Raw genomic sequence first — 23,706 nt, forward strand, 5'->3', positions numbered from 1 at the left:
CAGAATGCAAGAAGAAGCTTTCAGATGAAAAAACAGGTTCGATTTATCGACAACGGAAAATCGATGTAGAACCAGTGTTTGGGCATCTAAAGGCTCATTTGGCGTTCCATCGTTTCCATTTACGTGGGAAACAAGGAGCGAAGATTGATGTTGGTTTGGCTCTCATGGCACTAAATCTAAGAAAATTAGGGAAATATATGGAGAGAAAGAGAAGGGAAGAAGAAAAAACAAGTCCGATTTTGACATTCATCATCAAAATCGAGCTTGTTTTCTTTTTGAGAGTGGATTATGTCCCAGTCTCTTTTAGTATGTGGAAATCCGAATAAACGGTGAGACAATCTATACTGGCACTTAATTGCGACGAGCAACCGCAGGCTCACATTCTTCTTTAGAAAATGCAGCTTTTTGAGCACCGTCTTTTTGTCTTTCAGGAGCAGCAAGAGCGGATGCTTCATTTATGTCCCACTCCCTCTTCTGACCTTCAGTACCTAAGACTTCTTTATCTTTAGTCGACAATTTCCGCGCCTAATGTATTAGCAAAATGCCGCAATGCCCATTCGTGCCCAGCCTGATCAAAGCTTGCTACAGCAGATTTATGAATCACCAGTTGATAGCCTAGATTATAAGCATCTACAGCTGTATGCAAAACACAAATATCCGTACAGACTCCTGTCAAATGTATTTCCGTGATTTGGCGTTCCCGCAGCCGAATATCCAAATCTGTACCACTAAAAGCGGAATAGTGCCGTTTATCAATCCAATAAACGTTCTCCTGATTTTTTGTTTCTTCGTATAGTGGTTTTAAGCCGCCAAATAACTCCCGGCCCTTTGTCCCTGCAAGATTATGTGGGGGAAACAGCTTACTTTCCGGATGATAAGCGTCATCCTTGTCATGTCTGTCTATACCATATATGACGAAGTCGCCGTTCTCTGTAAAGGTTCTGGTAATCTCTACTAAAGCTTCCTCAATCGCCTGTCCTGGTTCTCCTGTTGTCAAAGCACCATCAGCAGCAACAAAATCATTAGTGTAATCGATAGAAATTAATGCTTTCATTCTCTTCACTCCTTTGTTTCATTAGTGTCCCAGCCATTACCTGTTTTTATACCAAATGTCTAACAAACTGGATAACCATCTCAGCAGATTTCTTTCCAGCTTCTATAATAAACTCATCGAAGGACTGTGTAGCTTCATGGTCAGCCGTATCGCTAATTGCACGAACGACTAAAAAGGGAATATTGAACTGAGCTGCCGCTTGAGCAATAGCTGCCCCTTCCATTTCACAAGCCAAGGCTTCTGGAAAATCCTTAAGTATCCCAGCGGTTTTTTCCCTTCCATTTACAAAGGAATCCCCAGTTACGATTAGTCCATGCTGTACAGGTAAGCCAATCTTTTCAACTGCTTTTTTCATTTCGGCTTTTAAATACGTGCTGCACTCATAATATAACGGCATTCCCGGCAGCTGTCCTTTTTCATAGCCAAAGCCTGTAACATCAACATCAAAATATGCCAGTTTATCTGCAATAACAATATCCCCTACAGCCAAGCCTGCGCCAATTCCCCCGGCAGAGCCTGTATTGATAACCATGTTAACACCATACTCCTGAATAAGCAGCACCGTAGTTACAGTAGACAAGACCTTGCCGATACCTGAACGCACAACGATTACCTCGTGATTGCCAAGTGAACCTGAAACAAAAACCGCACCCGCCCGTTCCCATGATTTCTTTTCTACTAATACTTTTTTCAGTTCTTCAATTTCCTGATCCATCGCACCAATAATACCGATTTTCATTTATTATTCCTCATTTCTACAAATTCAATACAATCAGCATAACAATCACTAAAAGTACAGCAACAATAATAATTGCCTTCGTCAGTGTTGTACTTCGCTGTCTAATTTTGTTTTGTTCTCCTGAACGCGTCTTAACGATCTCCTGACTTTTTTTCCGTTCTTTTCTATAAAAATCAGAAATTTCTTTTTCCTTTTCCTGATACTCTTGTTCAGCACGCTCCTGGCGCTGCTCCAGCTCAGCTTCAGCAGCTGCCTTGCGCTTACGCAGCTCTGTCCGAGTAATTAACGGACCTTTTCCCATCAGTGTGCCTCCTTAGCATTTTTCTTTAATTCCATTAATTCCCAATATTGAACAGCAAACAATGTCTTGGCATCACAAATCAAGCCATTGGCAACCTCTTGTTTTGCTTCTTCTAAAGTCAGCTCGTACAATTCAATCACTTCATCCTCATCCTGAGGCAGCGGATTTTCCACCTTTTCAAGATTTTCTGCATAGAAAATATGAAGAATCTCGTCAGCGAAGCCCGGAGATACATACATTCCTGTTATTGGAATCAGTTTTTCTGCTCGATAAGCCGTTTCTTCTTCAAGCTCCCGTTTGGCTGTTTCTATAGGATGATTTTGTTCACCCGGGTCAATCTTTCCGGCTGGAATTTCTAAAATAACTTTTTCCAGAGGCTTGCGGAATTGTTTAACCATAACCATTTTATTATCAGCTGTAATTGGAATGACTGCTACACCGCCCGGATGAAAAACCAGTTCTCTTTTTCCTGTTGATCCATCTGGTAAACGGACATCATCAACAACAACTTCTATAATATGACCTTTAAATATCTCCTGTCTCGTTATTGTTTTTTCTTCAAAATCCTCATAATTCAACATGTTTTCACCCTGCTTTCAGTAGTTCAGCATATTCTGCTGCTGTGGACGAGCTCTTCATTATTTTAGATGATACCGCCCAGATTTACAACTTTCTTAAAAAATACCATATTTTCCATAATAATAAACTTTTTTCGCTGTTTCTTATGTTTTTTGTAAATATCAAAATCAACCTTAGGACGGATATTTTTTCTAATAGGGATTGTGTTAAAATGACTTATGTAGCAAGAGAGAAATCTTTTGATTAGAAAATGGAGGGTATTCATATGATTGGAAGAAAAATTTTACAAATAATCGCTTATATAGTTTTAGCTGCTGTTCTTGTCAACTTCACCTATATCAATATCGAATTGATTGCGTTTCTTTTAGTAGCAGCTATCCTCATAACTCTTTTTGTCGGACGTAAAAAAGATAAAGCTGCGCCGGCACTGCCGAATCTGACAAAAGCAAAAGAAGAGCACTATGAACAGCTAGGAATGAGCGACAACGAAATCATGTTTTTCCGCGACACCATGAACACAACCAAACGTCAAGTTGAAAAGCTTCAGGAAAACATCAACCGTTCAACAAAACTAAAAGCAATCGATTTGCGGAATGATACCTTGCGGGTAGCAAAAGCTATGTTCAAGGAATTGGTAAAAAATCCAACTAAGCTTCATTCTGCCAATCATTTTCTCTATACTCATTTGCCGAATCTAGTAGACCTGACTGACAAGTATTTGGAAATTGACAGTCACGAAATCAAGAGTAAACAGGCGTATGAAAAACTAGAGGAGAGTGCTCAGATTATCGACCAAGTGTCCAAGCTGATTAAAAAGGATTATGAACAGTTTGTAGCTGAAGATTTGGAAGATTTAGATGTTGAGATTTCGATTGCTAAAAACAGTTTGAAAAGAGATAATAATGGTAGCGAATAAATAGCTACTTACACAGGAGGTTATATGGATGGATAATAAACAAAAAGAAACCGTATCCGTAGACAACGCATTAGATGATTTATTAAATAATCCGTTCTCTACACCAATCGATACATTAACAACTACGCAGCAAAATGAGATATCGGCACTGCGTGACCAGCAGGCGGCAGTCCGTTTGGTTGATAAGCTGCCGGAAGATCGGAAGCGTCAGGCTCAAGAACTGGCTTCAAAAATTGATATTCAGGATTCACAGGCTGTAATCACTTACGGCTCTAATGCTCAAAACAAGCTTAGCGAATTCTCTCAGTCTATGCTGAATCATGTACAGGCTCAAGACATCGGTCCGATTGGCGATTCTCTGACGGATTTAATGTACCGTCTGAATGAAGCAAACCCTGATGAGCTTCGTGCTGGAGAAGGAAATATTTTTCAAAAAATGTTTGGCAAGGTAAAACAGTCAATTTTTGAAATCACTGCAAAATATCAAAAAATTGGTGCACAGATTGATAAGATTGCTGTCAAGCTAGACCGTGAAAAGGAAGGTCTTTTGAAAGATAATCTAATGCTGGAACAGCTTTACAACAAGAACAAAGACTATTTTGATGCCTTAAATATCTACATTGCTGCCGGAGAATTGAAAATTGAGGAACTAAACTTAAAAACAATTCCGGAAGCGATGAAAAAAGCGGAAGAAACCGGCGATCAGATGGACGTGCAAATTGCTAATGACTATACACAGTTTCTTGACCGTCTGGACAAGAGAACCCATGATTTGCGCTTAGCTCGGCAGATCACAATTCAGCAGGCACCTCAAATCCGCTTGATTCAAAATACAAATCAAGCACTCGCTGAAAAAATTCAAGCATCCATTAATACTGCGATTCCATTATGGAAAAACCAAGTAGTTATTGCACTGACCTTGCTTCGTCAAAAGGATGCAGTAACTGCTCAGCGTCAGGTCTCTGAAACAACCAATGACCTATTGAAGAAAAACTCTGAGATGCTGAAGATTTCTGCTATTGAAACTGCCAAAGAAAACGAACGGGGGATTGTGGATATCGAAACACTACAGAAAACTCAAAATGATCTGGTTGAAACAATTCAGGAAACACTTCGTATTCAGCAGGAAGGAAAAGAAAAACGCCGTGCTGCTGAAATCGAATTAGGCAATATGGAAGAAGACTTGAAGAACAAGCTTTTAGAACTAACACAATAAGCAAAAAGACCTGTACCTCTTTTTTAAAAGGAACAGGTCTTTTTTTAGATTATATGATTAAGAAAATCAGCCATTTCCACTAATGATGACTTTGCTTCTGGAACAGTGGCAGCTTTTGACTGAAAAACATGCCAAAGTCCTTCCCACTTCTTATATTCTGTCTGAACGCCGGCTGCTTTCATTTTTTCAGCAAGACGTTCACCATCACTCCATAACAGCTCATCACTTCCCACGTGGATCAATATTGGCGGGAAACCTTCAAAGGTACCAAATAACGGCGACACATCTGATGCTTTACGCAGCTCTGAGCTGCAGTAATAATCCGCAGTCAACTCCAAATCCTCTTTAAAAAGCTGAGGATCTTTTTCTTTATTCTCATCGATAGATTTGCCAGATAAGCTATAGTCAATCATCGGTGAAAAATGAAAGGAGGCTTTTGGCAATTCTGCCTTTTGGGTTTTTAGGCGCAGCATCGTTGCTAATGACAAAGTACTCCCCGAAGAATCGCTGCCAAAAATGATGTTTTGCGGTAAATAGCCTTTTTCCAATAATCCCTGATAGAGCTTCCCTGACGCCTCCACTGCTGCCGGATAAGGATGCTCAGGCGCTAGCGGATAGTTAAAAAGCAATACCTTTCGATTGGTATGTACGGCAACATACGTCCCCAGCTTACGATGGGTAATAATAGAGCCCTGGTTTAGGCCTCCCCCGTGAAAATATACAATGACTTGATTTTCCTGTGTATCTTTTGGAATCAGCCACTCCGTCTCTAATCCGACAATTATTTCCGGAACTGCTCTCATACCTTCCGGCAGCTCCACATTCTTACAGGAATCCTCCCATTGTTTCCGCTGTTCCTCCAGAGGGGTGTACAAAATCTCGTCTAGATCTTTGCTTTCCATCATCTTTTTACTTGCTTCTATAGCAGCTGTACTAGGCATGAGTTTCCTCCTTTTTTGTTCTTATTTTACCACAAGAATAGCTTTCCACCATATTTGAATCCGCCTATCCATTTTTTGAAAGCATACGGCTAACTAACAGAAAACCTTCCCATTTATGGGGTCAGTACAAATCAGATTCTCCAAATAAAAAGAGCCAAGTAAAAATTGCTTTTCCAATTTTTACCCGGCTCATCTTTTTCTTAACATCTTCTTTATTTTATTCAACTACACTAATTCATGATAAGAGTCTCTAACCTTCTCAAACAGCTTAGTATAGGGCTTCAACCCCGTGTATTGTTCGATTGTAGCATCAAGTCCGCTTTCTTCGATAGCCTGCTGTAATGCGCAGGCTTCCTCATCTGAAGGATTCTCAAACTTCAAAGCAGCAGCAATTGCTATCGCTAATGCTTTTGGCGTTTCATTAAAGGCTTCTACAAATTGGCGGGCCGGCTGAATAAAGCGGTCATTTTCGCCAATTTTTCTGATTGGCGAACGTCCAACCCGTGTAACATAATCAGATACATATGGGTTTTTAAAACGGTCAATTATTTTATCAATATACTCTTGATGATCTTTGTGAGAAAACTGGAATTTCTTTTCCAGTAAGGCTCCGGTTTCCTCTAATGCACTTCGAACAATAAATAGTACTTTTTCATTATGGATGGCGTCCTCAATAGAATCAATGTTTTTAATATAGCCAAAATAAGCAGTTACTGCATGCCCCGTGTTCACGGTGAACAGCTTTCTTTCAATATAAGGCGTTAAATCTGGAACATATGTCATCCCAGCTATTTTAGGTGCAGATGCCGTGTTGGGAAGCTCCTCCACCACCCATTCATAAAAAGGTTCAACTGTCACAGTTAATAAATCATCATGCTGCTGATCTGGTACAATGCGGTCTACTGCTGAGTTAGGAAATGCCACAAATTCATCTGCGTACCGCTGCTCTTCTTTTGACAGCTTCTTATATACCTCAGCCTTTAGTAGAGCTGAACCGCCAATCATATTTTCACATGCAATCACAGTAAGCGGCTTTTCTGCCACACTCCTTAAGCGAATCCCCTTAGCAATCGTATCAGCCAATCGTGGTAAAATTGTCGGACCAACTGCCGTCGTTAAAATTTCTGCTGCAGCAATCTCACGAATCAGCTGTGTTTCATCAGAAATACTGCTTAGAGCCGAAACGTGTTCAATTAGAAAGCTCTCCTGCTGTTCGTTTGCCAGAATCACCCGATATTCTCTTTTATCATTAATTGCGTCTACAATCTGCTGGTTCACATCTGCAAAGATAACGTTATAGCCGGCATTCGACAGCAGCCAGCCGATGAAGCCGCGTCCAATATTTCCTGCACCAAAGTGGACAGCCTTTTTCATACTGCTACACCACCTTCAAAAAGCGAAATAATCGTTTCTTCACTTTGGGCATTAATTAGTTTTTCGACATTCTCCATTTCAGAGCAAACCATTGCAATTTCTGATAGCAGCTCCAAATGTTCATTCTCCGCTCCTGCTATACCTATGATTAGCTTAACTGGATGGCTATCAAATTCTACGCCTTCAGGCACCTGCATCACAACAATTCCTGATTGCAAAATATCATTTTTGCTATCCTCTGTTCCATGGGGGATAGCAACCATATTTCCAATAAATGTTGAGGTCATCTCGTCTCTCTCAATCATTTTTGGTATGTAGGCCTCTGTTACGTAACCTCTTTCTTCTAATAATTTGCCGGCTGCAGTGATTGCTTCTATTTTATTTTCAAATGTTTGATTTAACTGTACGTCTTGCTCTCTTAATTTCATCTATTTCTTACCTCCAAATGACTATTTATTCTTCTGTCCTTAGTGTTAAAAAGTCCATTAACTTCTGAACAAAATAGTTGGATATCTCTTTCTCTTCTTTCCCTTCCAAAACCTCAACAAGCTGAGGATCATCCACAAATAACGTGCTAATGTAGCTCATAACTTTTAGTCCTTGCTGAGAATACTTTTCCGGAGCTAAAAGCAGAATCAGCTTATTCACCTGCATGTCAGACTGATCCATTCCTTTTACTGTTAGCGACTCAGAAAGCTGAAAGACTTGAAAAAAGGGCTGTCGAATCATTTCATCACGTCCATGAAACATTGCAATCCTAGTGTTAGGAATCCCAAATCCGCTCCAATTTTCCTTCATCAGCAGTCCAATCAACAGTTCGACATTTATTGTTGGATCTTTTTCCAGAAGCTGTGTGCATACTGCCCGTAGTATATCTTCCGTGTTTCCCAATTGTCCCTCCAAAGAACCATAGTTGAAATTCTTTAACATTGAAAGGACAACCTCGTGGTAAAGCTGCCGTTCTTCAAGCAGGTCAACAGCTTCCGCTATAGTGATTTGAGAGGCTGTCATATCTTTAGCAGCTCGCTTCTCTGGTTCATGACGAATACTTTTCAGATATAAATCAATTTGTGTGATTTCCTGTTCTGACAAAATCGGTGAAACAAGGAAATAATCAAAATCTACCTTTCCCAAGTCAATTGTGGAGATAATGATATCTACCTCTTTTTCACGCCGTTTTCTTGTCAGTTCAAATAGTGAAACCGTCTGAAGCTCTTTCAATTGAGGAATCTTTTGCTTTAAGCGTGTTACCAGCATTCTTGAAGTCCCAATCCCGCTGGCGCAAACAACTAGTCCTGAAAACAGGTTCTCACTTTCCATCTGCAGCAGAACTGCGCCAAAATGTAAAACTAGATAGCCGATTTCTTCATCTGGAGCTATTTCTCCCTGATACAGCTGATCAAACACTCGGCGAATAATTTGAAAAAGCTCAGGGTAGTCCTGCTTGATTGAATGTATTAAGGGATTATATATTCGCATATGCTGCTGTAATCTTCTTATAGTTGGTTTTAAATGAGAAATCAGTCCTTTAAACAGCTGCTCCTGGGGCAGCTGTTTATCCAGCTCTGCCTCAACTCCGGCAATCAGCTCTTTGGCAAATAACATTACTTGAATATCTTCATTTTCAATAAGCTTTTGATCTGCTTTGCTGCTCTTCAGTCCCCGCAAATACATTGCCGCATAAACGGCTTCCCCTTCTGGTACAACTTCTTTGTCGATTTCTAAAATCTCTCCCAGCAGCCGGGCTGCTGTCTCATATTCCGCTGTGCCGGTTAGCTCCGCAGCTTGGCTATCCTTGACAAAGCTGCCATTAATAATACGTTCTGCTGCAATCGCCAGATGAACGATTAAATTCATATAAGCTTCATCACTGATTTCCGGCAGTTCGTTTTCCCGCCAGCTGCGGATTCGTGCTTCTACTTTCTTTAAAACCTGTTCATCCAACAGATTGAGCAGACGTTCTTCGATCCAAACCGATGTTGTCTCACTTTTTTCCTTTTCCTGAAAATATTTAAGCAGCTGGTAATTAGGAAACTGATCACCAACGATTCCACTCATTAGATGGCGCCGCTCAATTTCTCCAGCCTTCAAGGATACTCCAGAGCCTCGTTTTCGTTCGATAACCACTCCAGCTGGAAGCTGCTCTTCAATTTTAGTCAAATCGCCGCTTACTGTCGAAACTGTTACGTTTAAATCATTCGCTAAACCTACCAGCTTAACAACATCTTCTTCCTGCACAAGTGCTTTTAAAATTCTTAGCTGACGCTCCTCCGGACTGTATTCGTTATAGGAAAGATCCATCAGATACCAACGAAAATTTTGAATTGCCTTTTCTGTGCCATCTATTCTCATCAGGCCATTTTCTTTATTTAACTGTAAGTCATAGGAGTGCAGTGTATCCTCCACCTCTTTCATATCACGGCGAACAGTGCGCTCGCTGACGTTCAGTTCTCGAGCCAGCTGCTTAAGAGACACTGGGAGCGCATGATTAAGAAATTGCTCCAAAATAAGTCGAGCTCTTGCTGAAAGATACATAGCTGCTTCCTCCTTTTTTTCTTGAGACTAACTGAATCAGGCTGCTACCCTTGTCCGATAAGCTTTTCTACCAGCTGGTCGTATTGATCACCATTTAAGAAATTTTCAACTGAAACATGATAAGCGTTAGGCAATTTCTCCATTGCTCTCGATGTCAAATCCTTATGTGTAACAACAATATCGGCATCCGTCGGCAGCTGAGCAATCGCAGAATTCACTACCTCAATGGAAAGCCCGGCTTTCTTCACCTTATTTCTTAATACTGAAGCCCCCATTGCGCTCGATCCCATGCCTGCGTCGCAAGCAAAAATAATTTTTTGTACATTAGTCAAAGCAGCCCCGTGGTCCGCAGCTTCTTCTTTCGCAGTAATGTTCTGAGTAACTATTTGTTTTCCTTTCAGAGCACTTACTTTTTCCGTTGCTGTTTCTAAGTCTTCAGCAGACTCTTTTGACGTTTTTAAAATTAAACTGGAAATTCCGAATGATACAGCAGTTGCTGCTGCAATCGCTAGAATTACTCCTAAGTAGCCATCACGAGGCGTCATTGCCAAAATAGCAAAGATACTTCCCGGTGAAGCAGGAGCTACTAGTCCTGAATTGAAAATTGATAAGGTTAAAACACCTGTCATACCGCCGGCAATTGCTGATAAAATTAGTGCAGGCTTCATTAAGATATAAGGGAAATAAATCTCATGAATCCCTCCAAGGAAATGAATGATAATCGCACCTGGTGCTGTCTGTCTTGCAGAGCCTTTACCAAACAATGTATAAGCCAATAAAATTCCTAGCCCTGGTCCAGGATTTGCTTCCAGCAGGAACAACAGTGATTTACCTGTCTCCGCAGCCTGTTCAATAGCGATTGGGCTGATTACTCCGTGATTGATGGCATTATTTAAAAACAAAACCTTAGCCGGTTCAATAAATACGCTTGCTACAGGCAGTAGTGAATGCTCAATCAAAAAGCTAACGCCGGAAGCCAAAGCAGTGTTCAAGCCTTCTACAGCAGGTCCAACAACTAAAAATGCTAGAATAGCTAAAACAGAAGATAAAATACCTGCAGAAAAGTTGTTGACCAGCATTTCGAATCCCGGTTTGATTTTTCCATCAACCAGCTCATCAAACTTTTTAATACAAAAGGCACCCGCCGGACCAACAATCATTGCTCCTAAGAACATTGGAATGTTCGCCCCTGTAATTACACCCATCGTTACCATTGCGCCGACGACACCACCGCGAATATCATAAACCAGCCGTCCGCCGGTAAATCCAATCAGAATTGGTAATAAATAATTGATTGTTGGTCCAGTAATCTCGTTCAGCTGTTCATTTGGCATCCAGCCGGTCGGAATAAATAAAGCTGTTAAAATTCCCCACGCAATAAATGCTCCAATATTCGGCATAATCATTCCACTTAAGAAGCTGCCGAACTGCTGGATCTTCACTTTCATATTCCCCTGTGTTTGTTCCATGACTTTTTCCTCCTCATATTTTGAAAAGTCCTTAGTTTTTAAAAGCATTTCTTTTTGGCTGCGCAGCCGAATTTTTTCGTGACCAGCTCTTGCTGTCAACTTCATTGTAAACGCTGTCTATCCTATTCACAAGGAAATGAAAAGACAGTTTTGTCACCCGATAATGGACAAAACCTGTAATGGACCTGTGACTACTACCAAACTATTCTTTATGTAGTTTTAACAGTCCATCTTCTATAATAAATATGAGGATAATCCTAGAAAAGTTATGCAGTTTAGAAAAGCTGAACGAGTTCATTCAGCTCTCAAGTAATAAGTCCATGAGGTTTTGACAAACACTCATACTTGGAGCAGCTCGAGAAATATAGTGCTTGCTATAGGCTTGCATTCCTCATGATATAATCACAATAAAAAGAGAATTTCAGTATTTTTTCTGATAGGTTATTGACCCTGACGCAGCGTGAGGGCTTATGCTGGATTCGTGAGGAGGAATATAAATGAAAACTGTCAAAGAAGTAGCAGAATTAACCGGGGTAAGTATTCGTACACTGCGCTATTATGATGAAATTGACCTGCTGAAGCCTGTGAAGCTTTCGAAAGCCGGCTATCGCTTATATGATGATTGTTCTGTCCAACAGCTGCAGCGTATTATGTTTTTTAAGGAACTTGATATTCCATTAACAGAGATTAAAAGAATCCTCAGCAATCCGGATTTTAACAGTGACGCTGCCTTAGCTGCACAAAAAATTCTATTGGAGGCTAAAAGAAACCGGCTAAATGGTCTTATTGAACTAATTTCCGATGTAATGGCAGGGGTGAGGACGATGGATTTCGAAGCATTTAACGAGGAGGATTTTACTAAACTTATTACTCATTCACTAAAAGTTACTGATGAAAAATTAATTATCAGTAAATTCGGCAGTCTTACAGAATACCGCAGCTTTTTATTAGCGGAGTTTAAAAAGGATGGTCAATTAAGCTCCCGCTTTGTTCAGCTTTACGGCAGCAAATCAAAAGCTCTAGAGACTAGCCTACAAAGATCAGAGAGTACCCAGTCGCTGCAAAAGCAAAAAGAAGCCATCAACCAAATTTATGCTCAATTCTCTTTAGCGATGGATACAAATAATTCAGCTTTGGCCGAAAAGGCTGTCATAAAGCTGGCCGAAAACTATAAAAATTTTTTCAAACTGATAAATGCTAGACGCTTACTTTTAGAGCTGGCGAAGGGGTACCTAGATCCTTCTCAGCAAAATCAGGCAACTGAAGCGCAATATGGTACTGGAATTACTGTGTTTATCGCCAAAGCTATTTTGACGTATTATGGTGAGTCCAGCGCATAATGCCTTTTATCTTATCATGAGGCGGCCGACTTGATTTAATGTTGAAGAGAGCTTGCTGGAGAAGCTGGACATTACCTGGACAGCTCTCTCACTATTTCCTGATATCACCTAGCTTACAACTATAAAAATTTTATACTCCCCTTGCTAACAAAAAATTAATTGGTTTATACTTTAATTTTAGTTTCTTTTTTGTTTGATATAATGAAATAGCAGATTATGCTGACTACTCAAATTTACAAATAAGCACTATCTGATTAACTATGGAGGAGAAATGACTATGTTACAGGGTAAAAAAATTTGCTTAATCCCTGCTGCACTGACGGATAGGGCGAAAGTATATGACTGGTGCTTTCATTCAGAAACAACGAAATTCCATAGCGGACCACCTGATTATCCAGAAAAAGAAATTCCGACTTATGAAGAATTTTGCACTGCTTATTATGAAGACTATTTTTTTACTGGAACCAGACCTAGTGATGGTCAGGGCTTTCTTATTCTAAATGCTGATGAAGCCATTGGCTATATTAGCTACTCTACTTTTCATTTAAAACCAGCACTTGCAGAACTCGATATTTGGATGAATTGTGAGGTAAATTGCGGCAAAGGATTTGGTGTTGATGCCTTAAATGTACTTAGTGACTATCTGAATCAGACAATCGGCAGTAAACAAATAATCATCGCCCCTTCAATTAAAAATACTTGGGCACTTAAAGCATATGGAAAGGCTGGTTTTAAAAAAACTGAGAAAAAAATGTCTGCTTTTTTACGGGAAGAGTACGCCGCTCTTTATGAAAATGGGGATTACGGTGTGGAGGAAACAGCTATTTTAACTAAGTCTTTCCTATAGAAAAAAGGAGCCTGAGATATAACTATATTCCCAGACTTTTAGTATGCTGAAAGTTGAATAAACGATGTTTCAAAGCTTGTTTATGCTTCAAATATTTGAGATAAGTGACAAACAGCGACGGAAGTAATCTGCCTCTCAACTTATTTACATTCAATGACTCAAAAAGCTGGCTACTCCAGTGAATGATAAAAAAGACGTAAATCTTCCTTCGTTTCTTTAGAGAGCTCTTTACTTCTCTTTTTTTGAATCGCCCCTTCTAACCCATAAAGAAAAGATAGACAGGCGCCTTTATCTACTTGTTCCCGTACTAAGAGAAATGCCGCCATACTCCCCTTCTCTTCCAGTTCCTCCAATGTATCAATGCCAACCTGACTGAGCTTTTCTACAGTTACTGGTCCAATTCCCTGTGCTTCCTCCAGCTTCATCACAGTTCCTCCTTACTCTGCCAATGCGGCAGCTGTCCTAATTGATAGACAGCGGCTTTCTCTGCAGCCTTTCGATCTAAACCTTGTGTAGCAACAATAAAATCAGTCATCCCAGCTACCATTTCAGAAAAATTTTTCATCGTTCCATCTTCTTTTTCACAATAGACACAATACTCTTTTGTCATATCGGAAGCGGCAAAGTCTGCTTTATTTCGCATCGGCATGCCACAGGCAATACAATGTTTCATTTTTTTATTCCTCCTTTGTAAACTAATGTCAGAAATTGTTCAATCCAATAGGCCTTATTTCTTTTTATGATATTTTTTCCACCAAATAAATCACGGTTTTCCAGATAATAGTGAATAAACCCTAACCAGTTTGTAAAAAGCACCGCCAACGGCAGGCTAAGTGTATCATTGACTGCTCGTTCAAAATGATGAGCAAAGGCAGCTTGAATACTTACATACAAATAGCTAACCTCTTGATTCAGCAGCAGCCGTTGAGTAATGAAATAAACATATAAATCTTCATATTGTTCTAAAACAGATAGATGAAGAAACAGATAGTCCTCCAATGAGGCTATCATACCGGTCTGCATTTGATAATCAAAATCCTTTAGTAGTTGAGAAATCACTTCTTCCATCAATCTGTCCTGATTGACAAAATGCAGAAAAACCGTTCCTTTGCCAACTTCTGCCTGGCGGCTAATCTCTTCAATTGATACCTCAACAAAGCCCTTTTTACCATATAAAACAGTAGCTGCAGCTAATATTTTCTTTCGAGTCATTGCTTTTTTTTCTGCTCTTTTCATATTTCCTCCAATTAGAAAGTCAGTGGGACATAACTAAATGATTGAACTCTGCCTTATCTAGAATCCGAATAAACGGTGTTCCCAAAATAGCTGGCTCGTGAAGCTAGATACTAGTCAAATGTTTCCTTGGGTAATCTTTGATATGACCGATTTTACAACTATAAAAATTCTACACTCTTTTATCCCTTATCACGAACTGACTACATAGTCAGTTTATAACTTTCTAGATTTTCTGTCAATTATATTTTTAGCCTGCTTAAAGATTACTATTTTACCTATTGCGGTGGATTCTAAAAAAAGTCTGGGACATAAACAAAATCCCAGACTTTTGACATCCCTAAAACCGAATAAACGGTATTCCAAAAGCAGCTTTCTCGGAAATAAGCCGAATAATCTCAAAAATATGAGAAACTATTTTCGGATTATTCTTCTTATTTCTCGAAGCTGAACACTTTTGTCATAACCTCAGCTATTCAAAAATTATTTTTATCAGATAAAACTACTACTTACTTAATCTGATAAAAACGCAAGATTTAGTTGATTTGAATACCTATTTGGAAATCCAATTGAGGATACTCCTCTATACTTATCGATCTAAATCAATCTTTTAAAATCAGCTGTTCATTTTCTTTAATTTTTTTAAAACCTCTTGAAATTCTTCTTCAAGCCTTCGTTTTTCCAGCTCGTCTGCCGAACTCAGTCTACTAATTATCACCGTTTTACGGTTCTCCAGCAGCAGCTTTTGCTGTTTCTCCTGCTCTTCTAATTCGCTCAAACGGTTTTGATCCTGCTCAGACTGAATATCTTTCCCTGAAATCAGCCAGGTTTCAGTAGCTACATTACGGATAAAGGTATCGTCATGAGAAACAAAGAGAATTGTCCCTTGATATACATTTAATGCTTCTTCTAAAACCTCAATCGAAGAAATATCCAAATGGTTGGTTGGCTCATCCAGCAACAGCAGATTATAATCGCTTAACAAAAGCTTGCTGATTGCTACTTTGCTTCGCTCACCGCCGCTTAATACACCAATTTTTTTAAACACAGCATTTCCAAGGAATTGCATATGAGCCAGTAAATCCCGAACCGACTGATCACTATGCATAGAAGACTCACTTACGGATTCAAAGATTGTCTTTTCTTCGTTCAAGGTTTCAAAGGTTTGACTAAAATAACCGATACGAACACCTTTCGCAAAAGTAATCCCTTGTCCTCTATTGAGAATTTCTTTAAGCAGAGTCGTTTTTCCTGAACCATTCACTCCTATTAAAGCTGTTTTAGAACCTGTTTCCAAACGAAAAGCAGCTGTTTTTAGAAGTTCTTTATTTCCTGCTGTCAAATTGTAGCCCTCAGCGGTCAAGGGATATGCTGTATGCAGCTTCTGAGCAGGAGAAAACGGAATAATCAGCTGTTTTTTCTCAATTGGCTTATCTACTTTTTCCAGCTTGGCTAAACGAGTTTCCATAATTTTTGCCCGATCATCTAAGTTTTTTTTCGCTCTCTGATCTCCCATTTTATGAAGTCTTGCCTCAGAATTTCCCATACGCTTTGGTGCTTTTCTAGTCTGGCGGCTCTTTTCCTGCACCACACCGACTGACTGAGTTAACCGCCGCCTTTCCTGTTGATAGCTATCATATGCTCTCTGTTGCTCTGTCTCTTCAATTTTTTTCTGAGCGAAATACGTATCGTAGTTTCCTTCATACAGCTTCACTCTACCATTTTCTATTGCTAAAATTTTATTAACAACCTTATTCAAAAAAGAACGATTGTGAGAGATAACCAGCAGTGTTCCTGCATATCGCTTTAGTTTCTTTTCTAAAAAGGCAATTCCTTTTTTATCTAAATGGTTCGTCGGCTCATCAGCAAGCAAAATATTGGTAGGTGATTTCAGCGCCTCTTGTATTCGCCGTTTTGTCTGTTCACCGCCGCTATCTGTTGTTTCAGTATCAATCAACTGTTCAATAGACGCTGTCTGGTCACTACAGAACACTTGCCCTTGGTTTGGTTCAATTTCGCCTTTTATAAGAGAAAAGAGTGTTGTTTTTCCTGAACCGTTGTCTCCTACAATTCCCACTCTACTTCCATCAGGAATTACCAAATGGTCGATTGTAAACAAATCCTTATCTCCAAAGTACATTTTTATATTTTTTAATTCTATTGACATAACAAAAAAACCTCCTTCAATCCTGAAGAAGATGCCTTATTGACCTAAATATAACGAACACTCAAAAACCAACCAAAATAAACCCTAGGTCCGGCTTTGAATAACGAAAGATATTTTGTCATGACTATTTAGGCACACTCATCCACTACAGAATTTAATAATTGTATTAAATTATTGAATAGTAGATGTAATACGCATAGTCTGAATACCTTTCCCTTTCTTAACATTAACCATAGTCTAACAAATTTCTTTTATTTTTTCAATACTTTCTGCCTATAGTTGTTTTTATTCTTCTTCGTGATACAATAAAGTAAAAATTACTATTACCATTAATATAGAAAGGATGAGTGCTTTTGTCTCACTTTGCTTCTAAAAAAGAAGAACGCCAATATTATGAGCAGATAGCCAGTGAAGTAGAGTTCTTAAAGTGGTATCACCAGCAGGATCATCCTGAGTATGAAAAGCCTTCATTGACAGTTGATATTGTTTTGATGTGCTATAACAAAGAAGAGGATCAGTTAAAGCTGCTTCTAATTAAGCGAAAAGGTCACCCCTATAGAAACTCATGGGCACTGCCAGGCGGATTTGTTATGCCGAATGAATCCACAGGCGAAAGTGTTCTGAGAGAAACAAAGGAAGAAACCGGCGTCGTAATCTCTAAACAGAATATTGAACAGCTCCATACTTTTAGTACACCTAATCGTGATCCCCGCGGCTGGGTTGTAACGGTCAGCTATCTGGCGTTTATCGGTGAAGAACCATTGATTGCCGGAGACGATGCGAAAGAAGTCAGCTGGTTCACTATGCAGCGGGTGGGAAGCAAGCTGCTTTTGGCAAACGGAGAAGCCGAAATAACCCTTGACCTAAACGATTCAAGTGCCAGTGATCATCATCTGTTAGCCTTTGACCATAGTGAGATTCTTTTAAAGGCCTTTAATCGAGTAGCTAACAAGATGGAGCATGAACCGCAGGTGCTGCAGGTTTTAGGAAAGGACTTTACAATAACAGAAGCACGTAAAGTATTTGCCAAATTTTTAGGGGTGGACTACAAGTCCATCGATCATTCCAACTTTAAAAAGGCCATGCTTCAATATTTTGAAGAGATTGGTGAACGTCCTGTTGGGATTGGCCGTCCTTCAAAGATTTATAAATTAAAGCTGGATGACTAGATGTCGGTAAAATTTGACTTTAAAGCGAGGATGGGCAGAAGTGTTTATTTCCGAAGAGGTTGCTTCTGCACCCACCATTTATCCAGATTCCAAGTGATGGGGTATAACTCATTGAGTTATATCCCCATCACTTTTTTCTATTACTTAGTTTGCTCCTTTTACCACCCGCTTAGTACAAGCTTGCCAACCATTTTACCCCTTCCTACCAGCTGATGTGCCTTCTCCAAATTTTCTGCATTTATCGGCTGAATAGACTCCGTTACAGTGCTTTCCAATTCATGCGAGTCATACAGCTCAGCCAGCTGCTTCAATATTTCACCTTGACGACTCATATCTGCGGTTTGGTAGAGGGACCGGGTAAACATGAACTCCCAGCTGAATGTCACGCTTTTATTTTTCAGCAAATCTAAATCAACCGGGCTTCCGCCATCAACGATAGAGCATATTTTCCCTTGGGGCTGAATTATCTTTGCAATCTCCTGCCAATACATACTAGTATTATACAAACATAAAATATATGGTACTTCTCTAATGCCTATTTTTTCCAACTCATCTGAAAGAGCATTCCGATGATTAATGACAAAATCGGCACCCATATTTTGAACCCAAGTCATTGTTTCTTCTCTGGAAGCTGTAGTAATTACCTGTAATCCAGCTTTTTTTGCCAGCTGAATAGCTATTGAACCTACGCCTCCGGCTCCGTTAATAATCAGAATTTGTTTACCTTTGTCTGCTTCACTAATTCCTAAACGATCATAAAGAGATTCCCACGCAGTCAAACCAGTTAAAGGAATTGCGCCACTCTCCTCAAAGCTAAGGTTTTTGGGCTTTTTAGCTATCAGTCTTTCATCCACTAACTGATACTGACTATTGCTGCCGGCTCTACTAAAGTCTCCAGCATAAAAAACCTCATCTCCGATTTTAAAAGAAGTGACTTCTGCTCCAGTCTCCTTCACAATTCCCGCACCATCCCAGCCCAAAATCCGATAGTCATTATCTATCTTTTGTTTTGCCGTCTTTGTGTCAATAGGATTCACTGATACAGCCTTCACTTCAATTAATACATCCTTAGGGTTTTGCAGCTCTGGAACAGCCAGTAATCCATCTTCAAAATGATTTTCCTGATTGGTTTCTCTTAATACAACAGCTTTCATCGTCTTCATAACTTTTCCTCCTCACAATAATTCAAGCTCTTACTGATAAGAGTACGCTGAAATGAAAAAAAACGCACTTATTTTGTGCTGGTTTTAGAACAGCTACAGAATAAGTGCGTTTTATTTTATTTGTCCTGCTTGGCTTGACTGCCAGCTACTAGACTTTTAGCAATCAGCTGGGCGTATTCCACCTGACCATCTATATTAGGATGGACTAAATCTTCGTAGAACCATTCGTCATGATCTTTACTAAGACTATACCAATCAATAATTGTCAGATTTTTGTATTTGTTTGTCATGGATTCAAGCATGGCATTGACTTCATTTTGCCAACGCCTCGTTGGTACCCGAACGTTCAGCCAAAAGACTTGTCGCTCTTCTCCAATAATTTTCATTAGATTATCAAATTGATCTTCGGTAAAAGAGCCATTTGTTCCCAAACCGATTAAGACAGTCTCCTTCAGCTGATTGTCCGTCTTCAATTTTTCCAGTGGTTCCTCGCTGCTATACAGCTGCCGTCCAACTTCGCCATCTACAATCATCTTAGGAAAAATCGCCTGCAGGTCAGCCGCGCCGTCCAAAATAACAGAATCACCAAATGCTGTTACCTCTAGAGCCTGGGCCTGGTTCCATTCGTCCTCGGTTAGTCCATAATGCGTCGGATCTACAGGTTCTGCTTCGCTGCTGGAAGAGCTTGCTGTCTTATCTTTTTCTGCTTGCTTTCGTTCTTCCGCCTTCTTCTTATTATTGGCAATGGTTTCTTGAAGCTGCTTTTGTTCCGCCGTCACATAATTAACCGGTGCTTCAACCCAGCCATATACTGCAAAACCAAATAAAACTGTGCCAATTAGAAAAGTAGCTTTAGGAATAGTAATCCATGGTCTTTTCACCAAATCCTTCAGAGCGTACCAGATATATTTGTAATAGAACTTGCCAAGGGGCTTTTCAATAAATCGATAAGAGAGTTCACTAATACCTAAAATCAACGCTAGTTCAATCAGCGAGTGAATAATCAGATGTTCGCTAATATTTTTTATTTTTGCTTCGTAGAAAATCATCACTGGAAACTGATACAGATAAATGCCATAACTCCGTTTGCCAATCCAGGTGAAGACTGGATTTGTCAGCCACTTATTGACATCTGCGCCTGGATGAGCAGTGATTGCAACAAGTAATGTGGCAAATACAGTAACCAGCAGCATGCCTCCTCTGTAGACAAAGGTATAATGGTCTGCTAAGAAGATAAACGAAAGAATAACTGCCGCCAGTGAAACACCTCCAACGATATTCAAAAGATAACGAGCTTTTTCAGGTATTTCTTTTTTTAATCGAAAGGTCGGCCAGACGAATGCTAGCCCGCTGCCCAGCAGTATTGAAAACAATCGCGTATCCGTTCCATAATAGACTCTTGTAGGATCTGCGCCTGGTGTGTATAAGATAGCCATTAACAGCGCCGAACCAAGTGCTGCACCGAAAATTGCTGTGGTAATTTTTACTCTGTTCTTTAAATATTTCTTTAAAAGAATAAATATGAGTGGCCAGATTAGGTAGTTTTGAGCCTCTACAGCCAGAGACCAGATATGGGTAAACGGTGATTGTGTTGCGAAACGATCAAAGTAGGAAAAACCGTGAAATATTTGCCACCAGTTGTTATAATATAACATGCTGCTGGCTACAACGCCCCGAAGATTATTGAGCAGATCCCTCTGAAACAGAGCGATGTAAGCGGATGTGGAGATAAGCATAAAAATTAGTCCTGGATAGAGTCGCTTCATCCTTCGTATGTAAAATCCTTTAACATCTATCTCATTATTTTGAAGCCATTCCTGGCGAAGTAAATCGGTGATTAAATAGCCCGAAAGAGTAAAAAATATCGGGACCCCCAGATAGCCTCCACTCATGATAGGAGGAAATAAGTGATAGAGGATAACCCCGACAACTGCAAGTGTTCGAATGCCATCGAAACCAGTGATATAACGGCTGTTTTTCAGCCTTTGTTTCTGTTCCATCTATATACCAACTTTACTATAATCTATTTTTATAAAGGTTATTTTTAATTTTTAGATGCTTTTTAAAGCAATAAATTAAATATACGTCCTTTCTATAGAAATGGCAAGAATAGTTTTACGATTTTCTTAAAAATTTTACAAATTCTTATAGTAGCTGAAAATAAATTTTCAACTAAAAAAATTTTTACCGAATTTGATATTTTTCTTTTTCCTAGGAACTGTTAAATTTCATGAAATTTAATTTTATGTTTATATTTTTAAATAACAAAAAAACTCGAAAAATATTATATATATTTCACGAGTCTTTTTTATGATTCTGCATTTTCTTTTGGAACATTTAAACCAATAACGTATACAGTGAAGGATTTTGACTTAAATCAATGTAAGTTGGATCGAATTCATTCAGCTTTTCAGTAAGTTTAGCCAAATCTTCTGGATTTTTTAGCAAAATCCCTAAGATAACCGGTCCAGTTCCCCGGTTCACTTTCTTGGTATACTCAAACCGTGTAATATCATCAGCAGGTCCCAAAACATCATTTACAAACTCTCTCAACGCTCCCGGACGCTGAGGGAAGTTAATTACAAAATAATGTTTCAGTCCTTCGAATATCAGCGAACGCTCTTCAATTTCAGCCATTCGATTAATATCATTATTTCCGCCGCTAATGATACAAACGACATTTTTCCCTTTAATTGTGTCTTTCATCTGTTCAAGTGCCGCAACGCTCAGTGCACCCGCTGGTTCTGCTACAATCGCCTGTTTGGAGTATAGCTCTAAAATTGTTGAACATACCTGACCTTCGTCAACCGCCAACAACTCATCGACTGATTCCACTGCGTGAGCGTATGTTTTCCCGCCAACTTTTTTTACTGCTGCACCATCGACAAATTTCTCAACCTGAGATAATTCAATTGGCTCTCCTAAATCAAAGGCCGCTTTCATCGACTGAGCACCTTTAGGCTCTACTCCGATTACAGCAGTTACAGGACTGACGCTTTTAGTATAGACGCCTGTTCCGCTAATTAAACCGCCGCCGCCAATCGCAGCAATCAAGTAATCCACTTGAATGTCTTCTTCCCGTGCCTTGTTAAAGATTTCTACAGCCACCGTTCCCTGCCCTGCCATGATATCCAAATCATCAAAAGGATCAATGAACGTTTGACCGTTCTTTAAAGCAAATGCTTTTGCTGCTGCCGCCGAGGCATCAAAGGTATCTCCTACCAATTGGATTGTTACTTCATTTCCACCAAAAAACTGAACCTGAGTAATTTTTTGCTGAGGTGTAGTTGTCGGCATGAAAATCGTTGCAGAAACCTTCATTTCCTGACAGGTGTAAGCCACTCCTTGAGCATGATTTCCCGCACTGGCGCATACAACACCATTCGCTAACGTTTCAGGTGCAATTTGCGAAATCGCATAATACGCGCCTCGAAGTTTGAATGAGCGTACCTTTTGCAAATCTTCTCTCTTTAAATATACACTGCACTGATATTTCTGTGACAGGTATACATCATACTGCAGCGGCGTCTTCATCACTACTTTGCTAAGTAGTCCATATGCGTCTTCTATTTTTTCTTTTGTGAGCTTTGCCATCATTTCACCTCATTAACGAACAATTAGTCATTTCTTGAAACAAAGGGCATCATTTTTCTAAGCTCTGCACCAACTTTTTCAATCGGATGTCCGGCGTTTTCTTCTCTCATTTTATAAAATTCCTTGAAGCCGTTCTTATTGTCATCCACAAAGCCTTTAGCAAAATTCCCGTTTTGGATATCAGTCAGAACATCTTTCATATTTGCTTTTGCCTGCTCTGTTACTACTCTAGGTCCAGATACATAATCGCCATATTCCGCCGTATTAGAGATAGAATGACGCATCTTCTCGAAGCCTCCTTCGTAGATTAGGTCGACAATCAGCTTCAGTTCATGACATACCTCGAAGTAAGCCAGCTCAGGCTGGTATCCAGCTTCTGTCAGTGTTTCAAAGCCCGCTTCAATCAAGCTAGTCAAGCCTCCGCATAAAACAGCCTGCTCTCCGAAAAGATCTGTTTCAGTTTCTTCTTTAAAGGTTGTTTCCAGAACACCTACACGAGTAGCTCCAATTCCTTTGGCATAAGAAAGAGCGACATCTGATGCAGTTCCTGTTGCGTCCTGATAAACAGCAAATAAAGCAGGTACAGCAAATCCTTCCGTAAATGTCCGGCGAACCAGATGTCCGGGTCCTTTAGGAGCAACCAGAAAGACATCAACATCTTTGGGAGGCTTGATTACATCAAAATGGATATTAAAACCATGAGCGAAAGCCAGTGCATCTCCTGCTGCCAGATTTGGTGCAATTTCATTTTCATACAACGCACCTTGAATTTCATCGGGAGCTAAAATCATGACAACCTGTGCCTTTTTAGCAGCTTCTCCAACCGGCAGTACTTCGAAGCCGTCATTTCTAGCTGCTTCAGCTGATTTTCCTTCTCTAATTCCGATAACTACCTGATTACCATTATCCCTCAGGTTCTGAGCATGAGCATGTCCTTGAGAGCCATAGCCCACAATTGCTACTGTTTTTCCTTCCAACACATTTTTTTCAACTGAATCATTGTAATATACTTTTGCCATAATCATAAACCCTCCATATTTTTATTAGAAAAGCAATCCAAATTTAGCTG

The 23,706-nt window shown here is 39.7% G+C and carries 24 protein-coding genes; 6 read left to right on the top strand and 18 right to left on the bottom strand.

Translation table 11 applies throughout. From position 1 onward, the window contains the following. Positions 1 to 326: transposase (locus ACYSNQ_RS15995; RefSeq protein ID WP_426084589.1), on the top strand; the 326-nt coding region annotated here is incomplete at its 5' end. Positions 327 to 351: 25 nt separating this feature from the next. Here the strand turns inward: ACYSNQ_RS15995 and ACYSNQ_RS16000 are convergent. From ACYSNQ_RS16000 to ACYSNQ_RS16020, 5 genes are read right to left on the bottom strand one after another with little or no spacing between them, the layout of a single operon-like run. Then, positions 352 to 516, bottom strand: coding sequence for a hypothetical protein (locus tag ACYSNQ_RS16000; protein ID WP_426084590.1), 165 nt, complete (start codon positions 514 to 516; stop codon positions 352 to 354). After that, complete coding sequence (locus tag ACYSNQ_RS16005; RefSeq protein WP_426084591.1) at positions 506 to 1,054, bottom strand: cysteine hydrolase family protein; 549 nt, start codon at positions 1,052 to 1,054, stop codon at positions 506 to 508. The genes ACYSNQ_RS16000 and ACYSNQ_RS16005 overlap by 11 nt, the downstream gene beginning before the upstream one ends. Positions 1,055 to 1,100: 46 nt before the next feature. Beyond that, positions 1,101 to 1,793 carry a 5'-methylthioadenosine/adenosylhomocysteine nucleosidase gene (locus ACYSNQ_RS16010; protein ID WP_426084592.1) on the bottom strand — a complete coding sequence of 231 codons (693 nt, stop codon included), beginning with the start codon at positions 1,791 to 1,793 and terminating at the stop codon, positions 1,101 to 1,103. Between the two features lie 16 nt (positions 1,794 to 1,809). Next, positions 1,810 to 2,094 (bottom strand): cell wall synthase accessory phosphoprotein MacP, encoded by a 285-nt coding sequence (gene macP / locus ACYSNQ_RS16015; protein ID WP_426084593.1) that lies wholly within the window; start codon positions 2,092 to 2,094, stop codon positions 1,810 to 1,812. Continuing rightward, positions 2,094 to 2,675, bottom strand: a complete 582-nt coding sequence (locus ACYSNQ_RS16020; protein WP_426084594.1) for an NUDIX hydrolase — start codon at positions 2,673 to 2,675, stop codon at positions 2,094 to 2,096. Before ACYSNQ_RS16020 ends, macP begins: the two co-directional genes overlap by 1 nt. Positions 2,676 to 2,938: 263 nt before the next feature. Between ACYSNQ_RS16020 and ACYSNQ_RS16025 the strand changes: the two genes are divergently transcribed. Both ACYSNQ_RS16025 and ACYSNQ_RS16030 read left to right on the top strand, forming a co-directional pair. After that, positions 2,939 to 3,589 (top strand): 5-bromo-4-chloroindolyl phosphate hydrolysis family protein, encoded by a 651-nt coding sequence (locus ACYSNQ_RS16025; protein WP_426084595.1) that lies wholly within the window; start codon positions 2,939 to 2,941, stop codon positions 3,587 to 3,589. A gap of 28 nt (positions 3,590 to 3,617) precedes the next feature. Continuing rightward, positions 3,618 to 4,805: a toxic anion resistance protein gene (locus ACYSNQ_RS16030; protein ID WP_426084596.1), complete on the top strand. Its 1,188-nt coding sequence runs from the start codon at positions 3,618 to 3,620 to the stop codon at positions 4,803 to 4,805. Between the two features lie 44 nt (positions 4,806 to 4,849). Here the strand turns inward: ACYSNQ_RS16030 and ACYSNQ_RS16035 are convergent, their stop codons facing one another. The 5 genes from ACYSNQ_RS16035 to ACYSNQ_RS16055 all read right to left on the bottom strand — a co-directional run bounded on the left by ACYSNQ_RS16035 (position 4,850) and on the right by ACYSNQ_RS16055 (position 11,124). Then, positions 4,850 to 5,746, bottom strand: a complete 897-nt coding sequence (locus ACYSNQ_RS16035) for an alpha/beta hydrolase (RefSeq protein ID WP_426084597.1) — start codon at positions 5,744 to 5,746, stop codon at positions 4,850 to 4,852. Between the two features lie 225 nt (positions 5,747 to 5,971). Next, a complete protein-coding gene (locus tag ACYSNQ_RS16040; RefSeq protein ID WP_426084598.1) occupies positions 5,972 to 7,120 on the bottom strand; it encodes a mannitol-1-phosphate 5-dehydrogenase in 1,149 nt (382 codons plus the stop codon). Beyond that, the gene (locus ACYSNQ_RS16045; protein ID WP_426084599.1) at positions 7,117 to 7,548 is read right to left on the bottom strand and encodes a PTS sugar transporter subunit IIA; all 432 of its coding nucleotides are present in this window, start codon (positions 7,546 to 7,548) and stop codon (positions 7,117 to 7,119) included. Before ACYSNQ_RS16045 ends, ACYSNQ_RS16040 begins: the two co-directional genes overlap by 4 nt. A gap of 25 nt (positions 7,549 to 7,573) precedes the next feature. Continuing rightward, positions 7,574 to 9,655 carry a BglG family transcription antiterminator gene (locus ACYSNQ_RS16050; protein ID WP_426084600.1) on the bottom strand — a complete coding sequence of 694 codons (2,082 nt, stop codon included), beginning with the start codon at positions 9,653 to 9,655 and terminating at the stop codon, positions 7,574 to 7,576. A 44-nt stretch (positions 9,656 to 9,699) separates the two neighbouring features. Then, a complete protein-coding gene (locus tag ACYSNQ_RS16055; RefSeq protein WP_426084601.1) occupies positions 9,700 to 11,124 on the bottom strand; it encodes a PTS mannitol transporter subunit IICB in 1,425 nt (474 codons plus the stop codon). A gap of 497 nt (positions 11,125 to 11,621) precedes the next feature. Between ACYSNQ_RS16055 and ACYSNQ_RS16060 the strand changes: the two genes are divergently transcribed. Together ACYSNQ_RS16060 and ACYSNQ_RS16065 are read left to right on the top strand one after the other, a co-directional pair. Then, positions 11,622 to 12,464 carry a MerR family transcriptional regulator gene (locus ACYSNQ_RS16060; RefSeq protein ID WP_426084602.1) on the top strand — a complete coding sequence of 281 codons (843 nt, stop codon included), beginning with the start codon at positions 11,622 to 11,624 and terminating at the stop codon, positions 12,462 to 12,464. 271 nt (positions 12,465 to 12,735) lie between these two features. Next, a complete protein-coding gene (locus tag ACYSNQ_RS16065) occupies positions 12,736 to 13,311 on the top strand; it encodes a GNAT family N-acetyltransferase (RefSeq protein WP_426084603.1) in 576 nt (191 codons plus the stop codon). Between the two features lie 170 nt (positions 13,312 to 13,481). Here ACYSNQ_RS16065 and ACYSNQ_RS16070 read toward each other — a convergent pair whose 3' ends face one another. The 4 genes from ACYSNQ_RS16070 to abc-f form a co-directional block, all read right to left on the bottom strand. Then, the gene (locus ACYSNQ_RS16070) at positions 13,482 to 13,736 is read right to left on the bottom strand and encodes a TfoX/Sxy family DNA transformation protein (protein ID WP_426084604.1); all 255 of its coding nucleotides are present in this window, start codon (positions 13,734 to 13,736) and stop codon (positions 13,482 to 13,484) included. Beyond that, positions 13,736 to 13,984, bottom strand: a complete 249-nt coding sequence (locus tag ACYSNQ_RS16075; RefSeq protein ID WP_426084605.1) for a zinc ribbon domain-containing protein — start codon at positions 13,982 to 13,984, stop codon at positions 13,736 to 13,738. The genes ACYSNQ_RS16070 and ACYSNQ_RS16075 overlap by 1 nt, the downstream gene beginning before the upstream one ends. Further along, the gene (locus ACYSNQ_RS16080) at positions 13,981 to 14,547 is read right to left on the bottom strand and encodes a TetR/AcrR family transcriptional regulator (RefSeq protein ID WP_426084606.1); all 567 of its coding nucleotides are present in this window, start codon (positions 14,545 to 14,547) and stop codon (positions 13,981 to 13,983) included. The genes ACYSNQ_RS16075 and ACYSNQ_RS16080 overlap by 4 nt, the downstream gene beginning before the upstream one ends. A 613-nt stretch (positions 14,548 to 15,160) precedes the next feature. Continuing rightward, positions 15,161 to 16,711 carry a ribosomal protection-like ABC-F family protein gene (gene abc-f / locus ACYSNQ_RS16085; protein WP_426084607.1) on the bottom strand — a complete coding sequence of 517 codons (1,551 nt, stop codon included), beginning with the start codon at positions 16,709 to 16,711 and terminating at the stop codon, positions 15,161 to 15,163. Between the two features lie 353 nt (positions 16,712 to 17,064). Here abc-f and ACYSNQ_RS16090 point away from each other — a divergent pair, with 353 nt between their 5' ends. Next, positions 17,065 to 17,880: an NUDIX hydrolase gene (locus ACYSNQ_RS16090; RefSeq protein WP_426084608.1), complete on the top strand. Its 816-nt coding sequence runs from the start codon at positions 17,065 to 17,067 to the stop codon at positions 17,878 to 17,880. 158 nt (positions 17,881 to 18,038) lie between these two features. Here the strand turns inward: ACYSNQ_RS16090 and ACYSNQ_RS16095 are convergent, their stop codons facing one another. The 4 genes from ACYSNQ_RS16095 to ilvC all read right to left on the bottom strand — a co-directional run bounded on the left by ACYSNQ_RS16095 (position 18,039) and on the right by ilvC (position 23,656). Next, positions 18,039 to 19,043 carry a zinc-binding alcohol dehydrogenase family protein gene (locus tag ACYSNQ_RS16095; RefSeq protein ID WP_426084609.1) on the bottom strand — a complete coding sequence of 335 codons (1,005 nt, stop codon included), beginning with the start codon at positions 19,041 to 19,043 and terminating at the stop codon, positions 18,039 to 18,041. Between the two features lie 116 nt (positions 19,044 to 19,159). Then, a complete protein-coding gene (locus ACYSNQ_RS16100) occupies positions 19,160 to 21,043 on the bottom strand; it encodes an acyltransferase family protein (protein ID WP_426084610.1) in 1,884 nt (627 codons plus the stop codon). A 337-nt stretch (positions 21,044 to 21,380) separates the two neighbouring features. Next, complete coding sequence (ilvA, locus tag ACYSNQ_RS16105) at positions 21,381 to 22,637, bottom strand: threonine ammonia-lyase IlvA (RefSeq protein WP_426084611.1); 1,257 nt, start codon at positions 22,635 to 22,637, stop codon at positions 21,381 to 21,383. 23 nt (positions 22,638 to 22,660) lie between these two features. Further along, positions 22,661 to 23,656 carry a ketol-acid reductoisomerase gene (gene ilvC / locus ACYSNQ_RS16110; protein ID WP_426084612.1) on the bottom strand — a complete coding sequence of 332 codons (996 nt, stop codon included), beginning with the start codon at positions 23,654 to 23,656 and terminating at the stop codon, positions 22,661 to 22,663. Positions 23,657 to 23,706: the final 50 nt, after the last annotated feature.

The organism is Enterococcus sp. LJL51, assembly GCF_054871795.1.

Coding starts and splice junctions, on each gene's coding strand:
- ACYSNQ_RS16045 (WP_426084599.1), bottom strand. CDS start 7,548: ATGAAATTAAGAGAGCAAGACGTACAGTTAAATCAAACATTTGAAAAT.
- abc-f (WP_426084607.1), bottom strand. CDS start 16,711: ATGTCAATAGAATTAAAAAATATAAAAATGTACTTTGGAGATAAGGAT.
- ilvA (WP_426084611.1), bottom strand. CDS start 22,637: ATGGCAAAGCTCACAAAAGAAAAAATAGAAGACGCATATGGACTACTT.
- ACYSNQ_RS16025 (WP_426084595.1), top strand. CDS start 2,939: ATGATTGGAAGAAAAATTTTACAAATAATCGCTTATATAGTTTTAGCT.
- ACYSNQ_RS16005 (WP_426084591.1), bottom strand. CDS start 1,054: ATGAAAGCATTAATTTCTATCGATTACACTAATGATTTTGTTGCTGCT.
- ACYSNQ_RS16020 (WP_426084594.1), bottom strand. CDS start 2,675: ATGTTGAATTATGAGGATTTTGAAGAAAAAACAATAACGAGACAGGAG.
- ilvC (WP_426084612.1), bottom strand. CDS start 23,656: ATGGCAAAAGTATATTACAATGATTCAGTTGAAAAAAATGTGTTGGAA.
- ACYSNQ_RS16050 (WP_426084600.1), bottom strand. CDS start 9,655: ATGTATCTTTCAGCAAGAGCTCGACTTATTTTGGAGCAATTTCTTAAT.
- ACYSNQ_RS16070 (WP_426084604.1), bottom strand. CDS start 13,736: ATGAAGCTGGAGGAAGCACAGGGAATTGGACCAGTAACTGTAGAAAAG.
- ACYSNQ_RS16040 (WP_426084598.1), bottom strand. CDS start 7,120: ATGAAAAAGGCTGTCCACTTTGGTGCAGGAAATATTGGACGCGGCTTC.
- ACYSNQ_RS16080 (WP_426084606.1), bottom strand. CDS start 14,547: ATGAAAAGAGCAGAAAAAAAAGCAATGACTCGAAAGAAAATATTAGCT.
- ACYSNQ_RS16065 (WP_426084603.1), top strand. CDS start 12,736: ATGACTATGTTACAGGGTAAAAAAATTTGCTTAATCCCTGCTGCACTG.
- ACYSNQ_RS16055 (WP_426084601.1), bottom strand. CDS start 11,124: ATGGAACAAACACAGGGGAATATGAAAGTGAAGATCCAGCAGTTCGGC.
- ACYSNQ_RS16035 (WP_426084597.1), bottom strand. CDS start 5,746: ATGCCTAGTACAGCTGCTATAGAAGCAAGTAAAAAGATGATGGAAAGC.
- macP (WP_426084593.1), bottom strand. CDS start 2,094: ATGGGAAAAGGTCCGTTAATTACTCGGACAGAGCTGCGTAAGCGCAAG.
- ACYSNQ_RS16100 (WP_426084610.1), bottom strand. CDS start 21,043: ATGGAACAGAAACAAAGGCTGAAAAACAGCCGTTATATCACTGGTTTC.
- ACYSNQ_RS16095 (WP_426084609.1), bottom strand. CDS start 19,043: ATGAAGACGATGAAAGCTGTTGTATTAAGAGAAACCAATCAGGAAAAT.
- ACYSNQ_RS16010 (WP_426084592.1), bottom strand. CDS start 1,793: ATGAAAATCGGTATTATTGGTGCGATGGATCAGGAAATTGAAGAACTG.
- ACYSNQ_RS16060 (WP_426084602.1), top strand. CDS start 11,622: ATGAAAACTGTCAAAGAAGTAGCAGAATTAACCGGGGTAAGTATTCGT.
- ACYSNQ_RS16075 (WP_426084605.1), bottom strand. CDS start 13,984: ATGAAACATTGTATTGCCTGTGGCATGCCGATGCGAAATAAAGCAGAC.
- ACYSNQ_RS16030 (WP_426084596.1), top strand. CDS start 3,618: ATGGATAATAAACAAAAAGAAACCGTATCCGTAGACAACGCATTAGAT.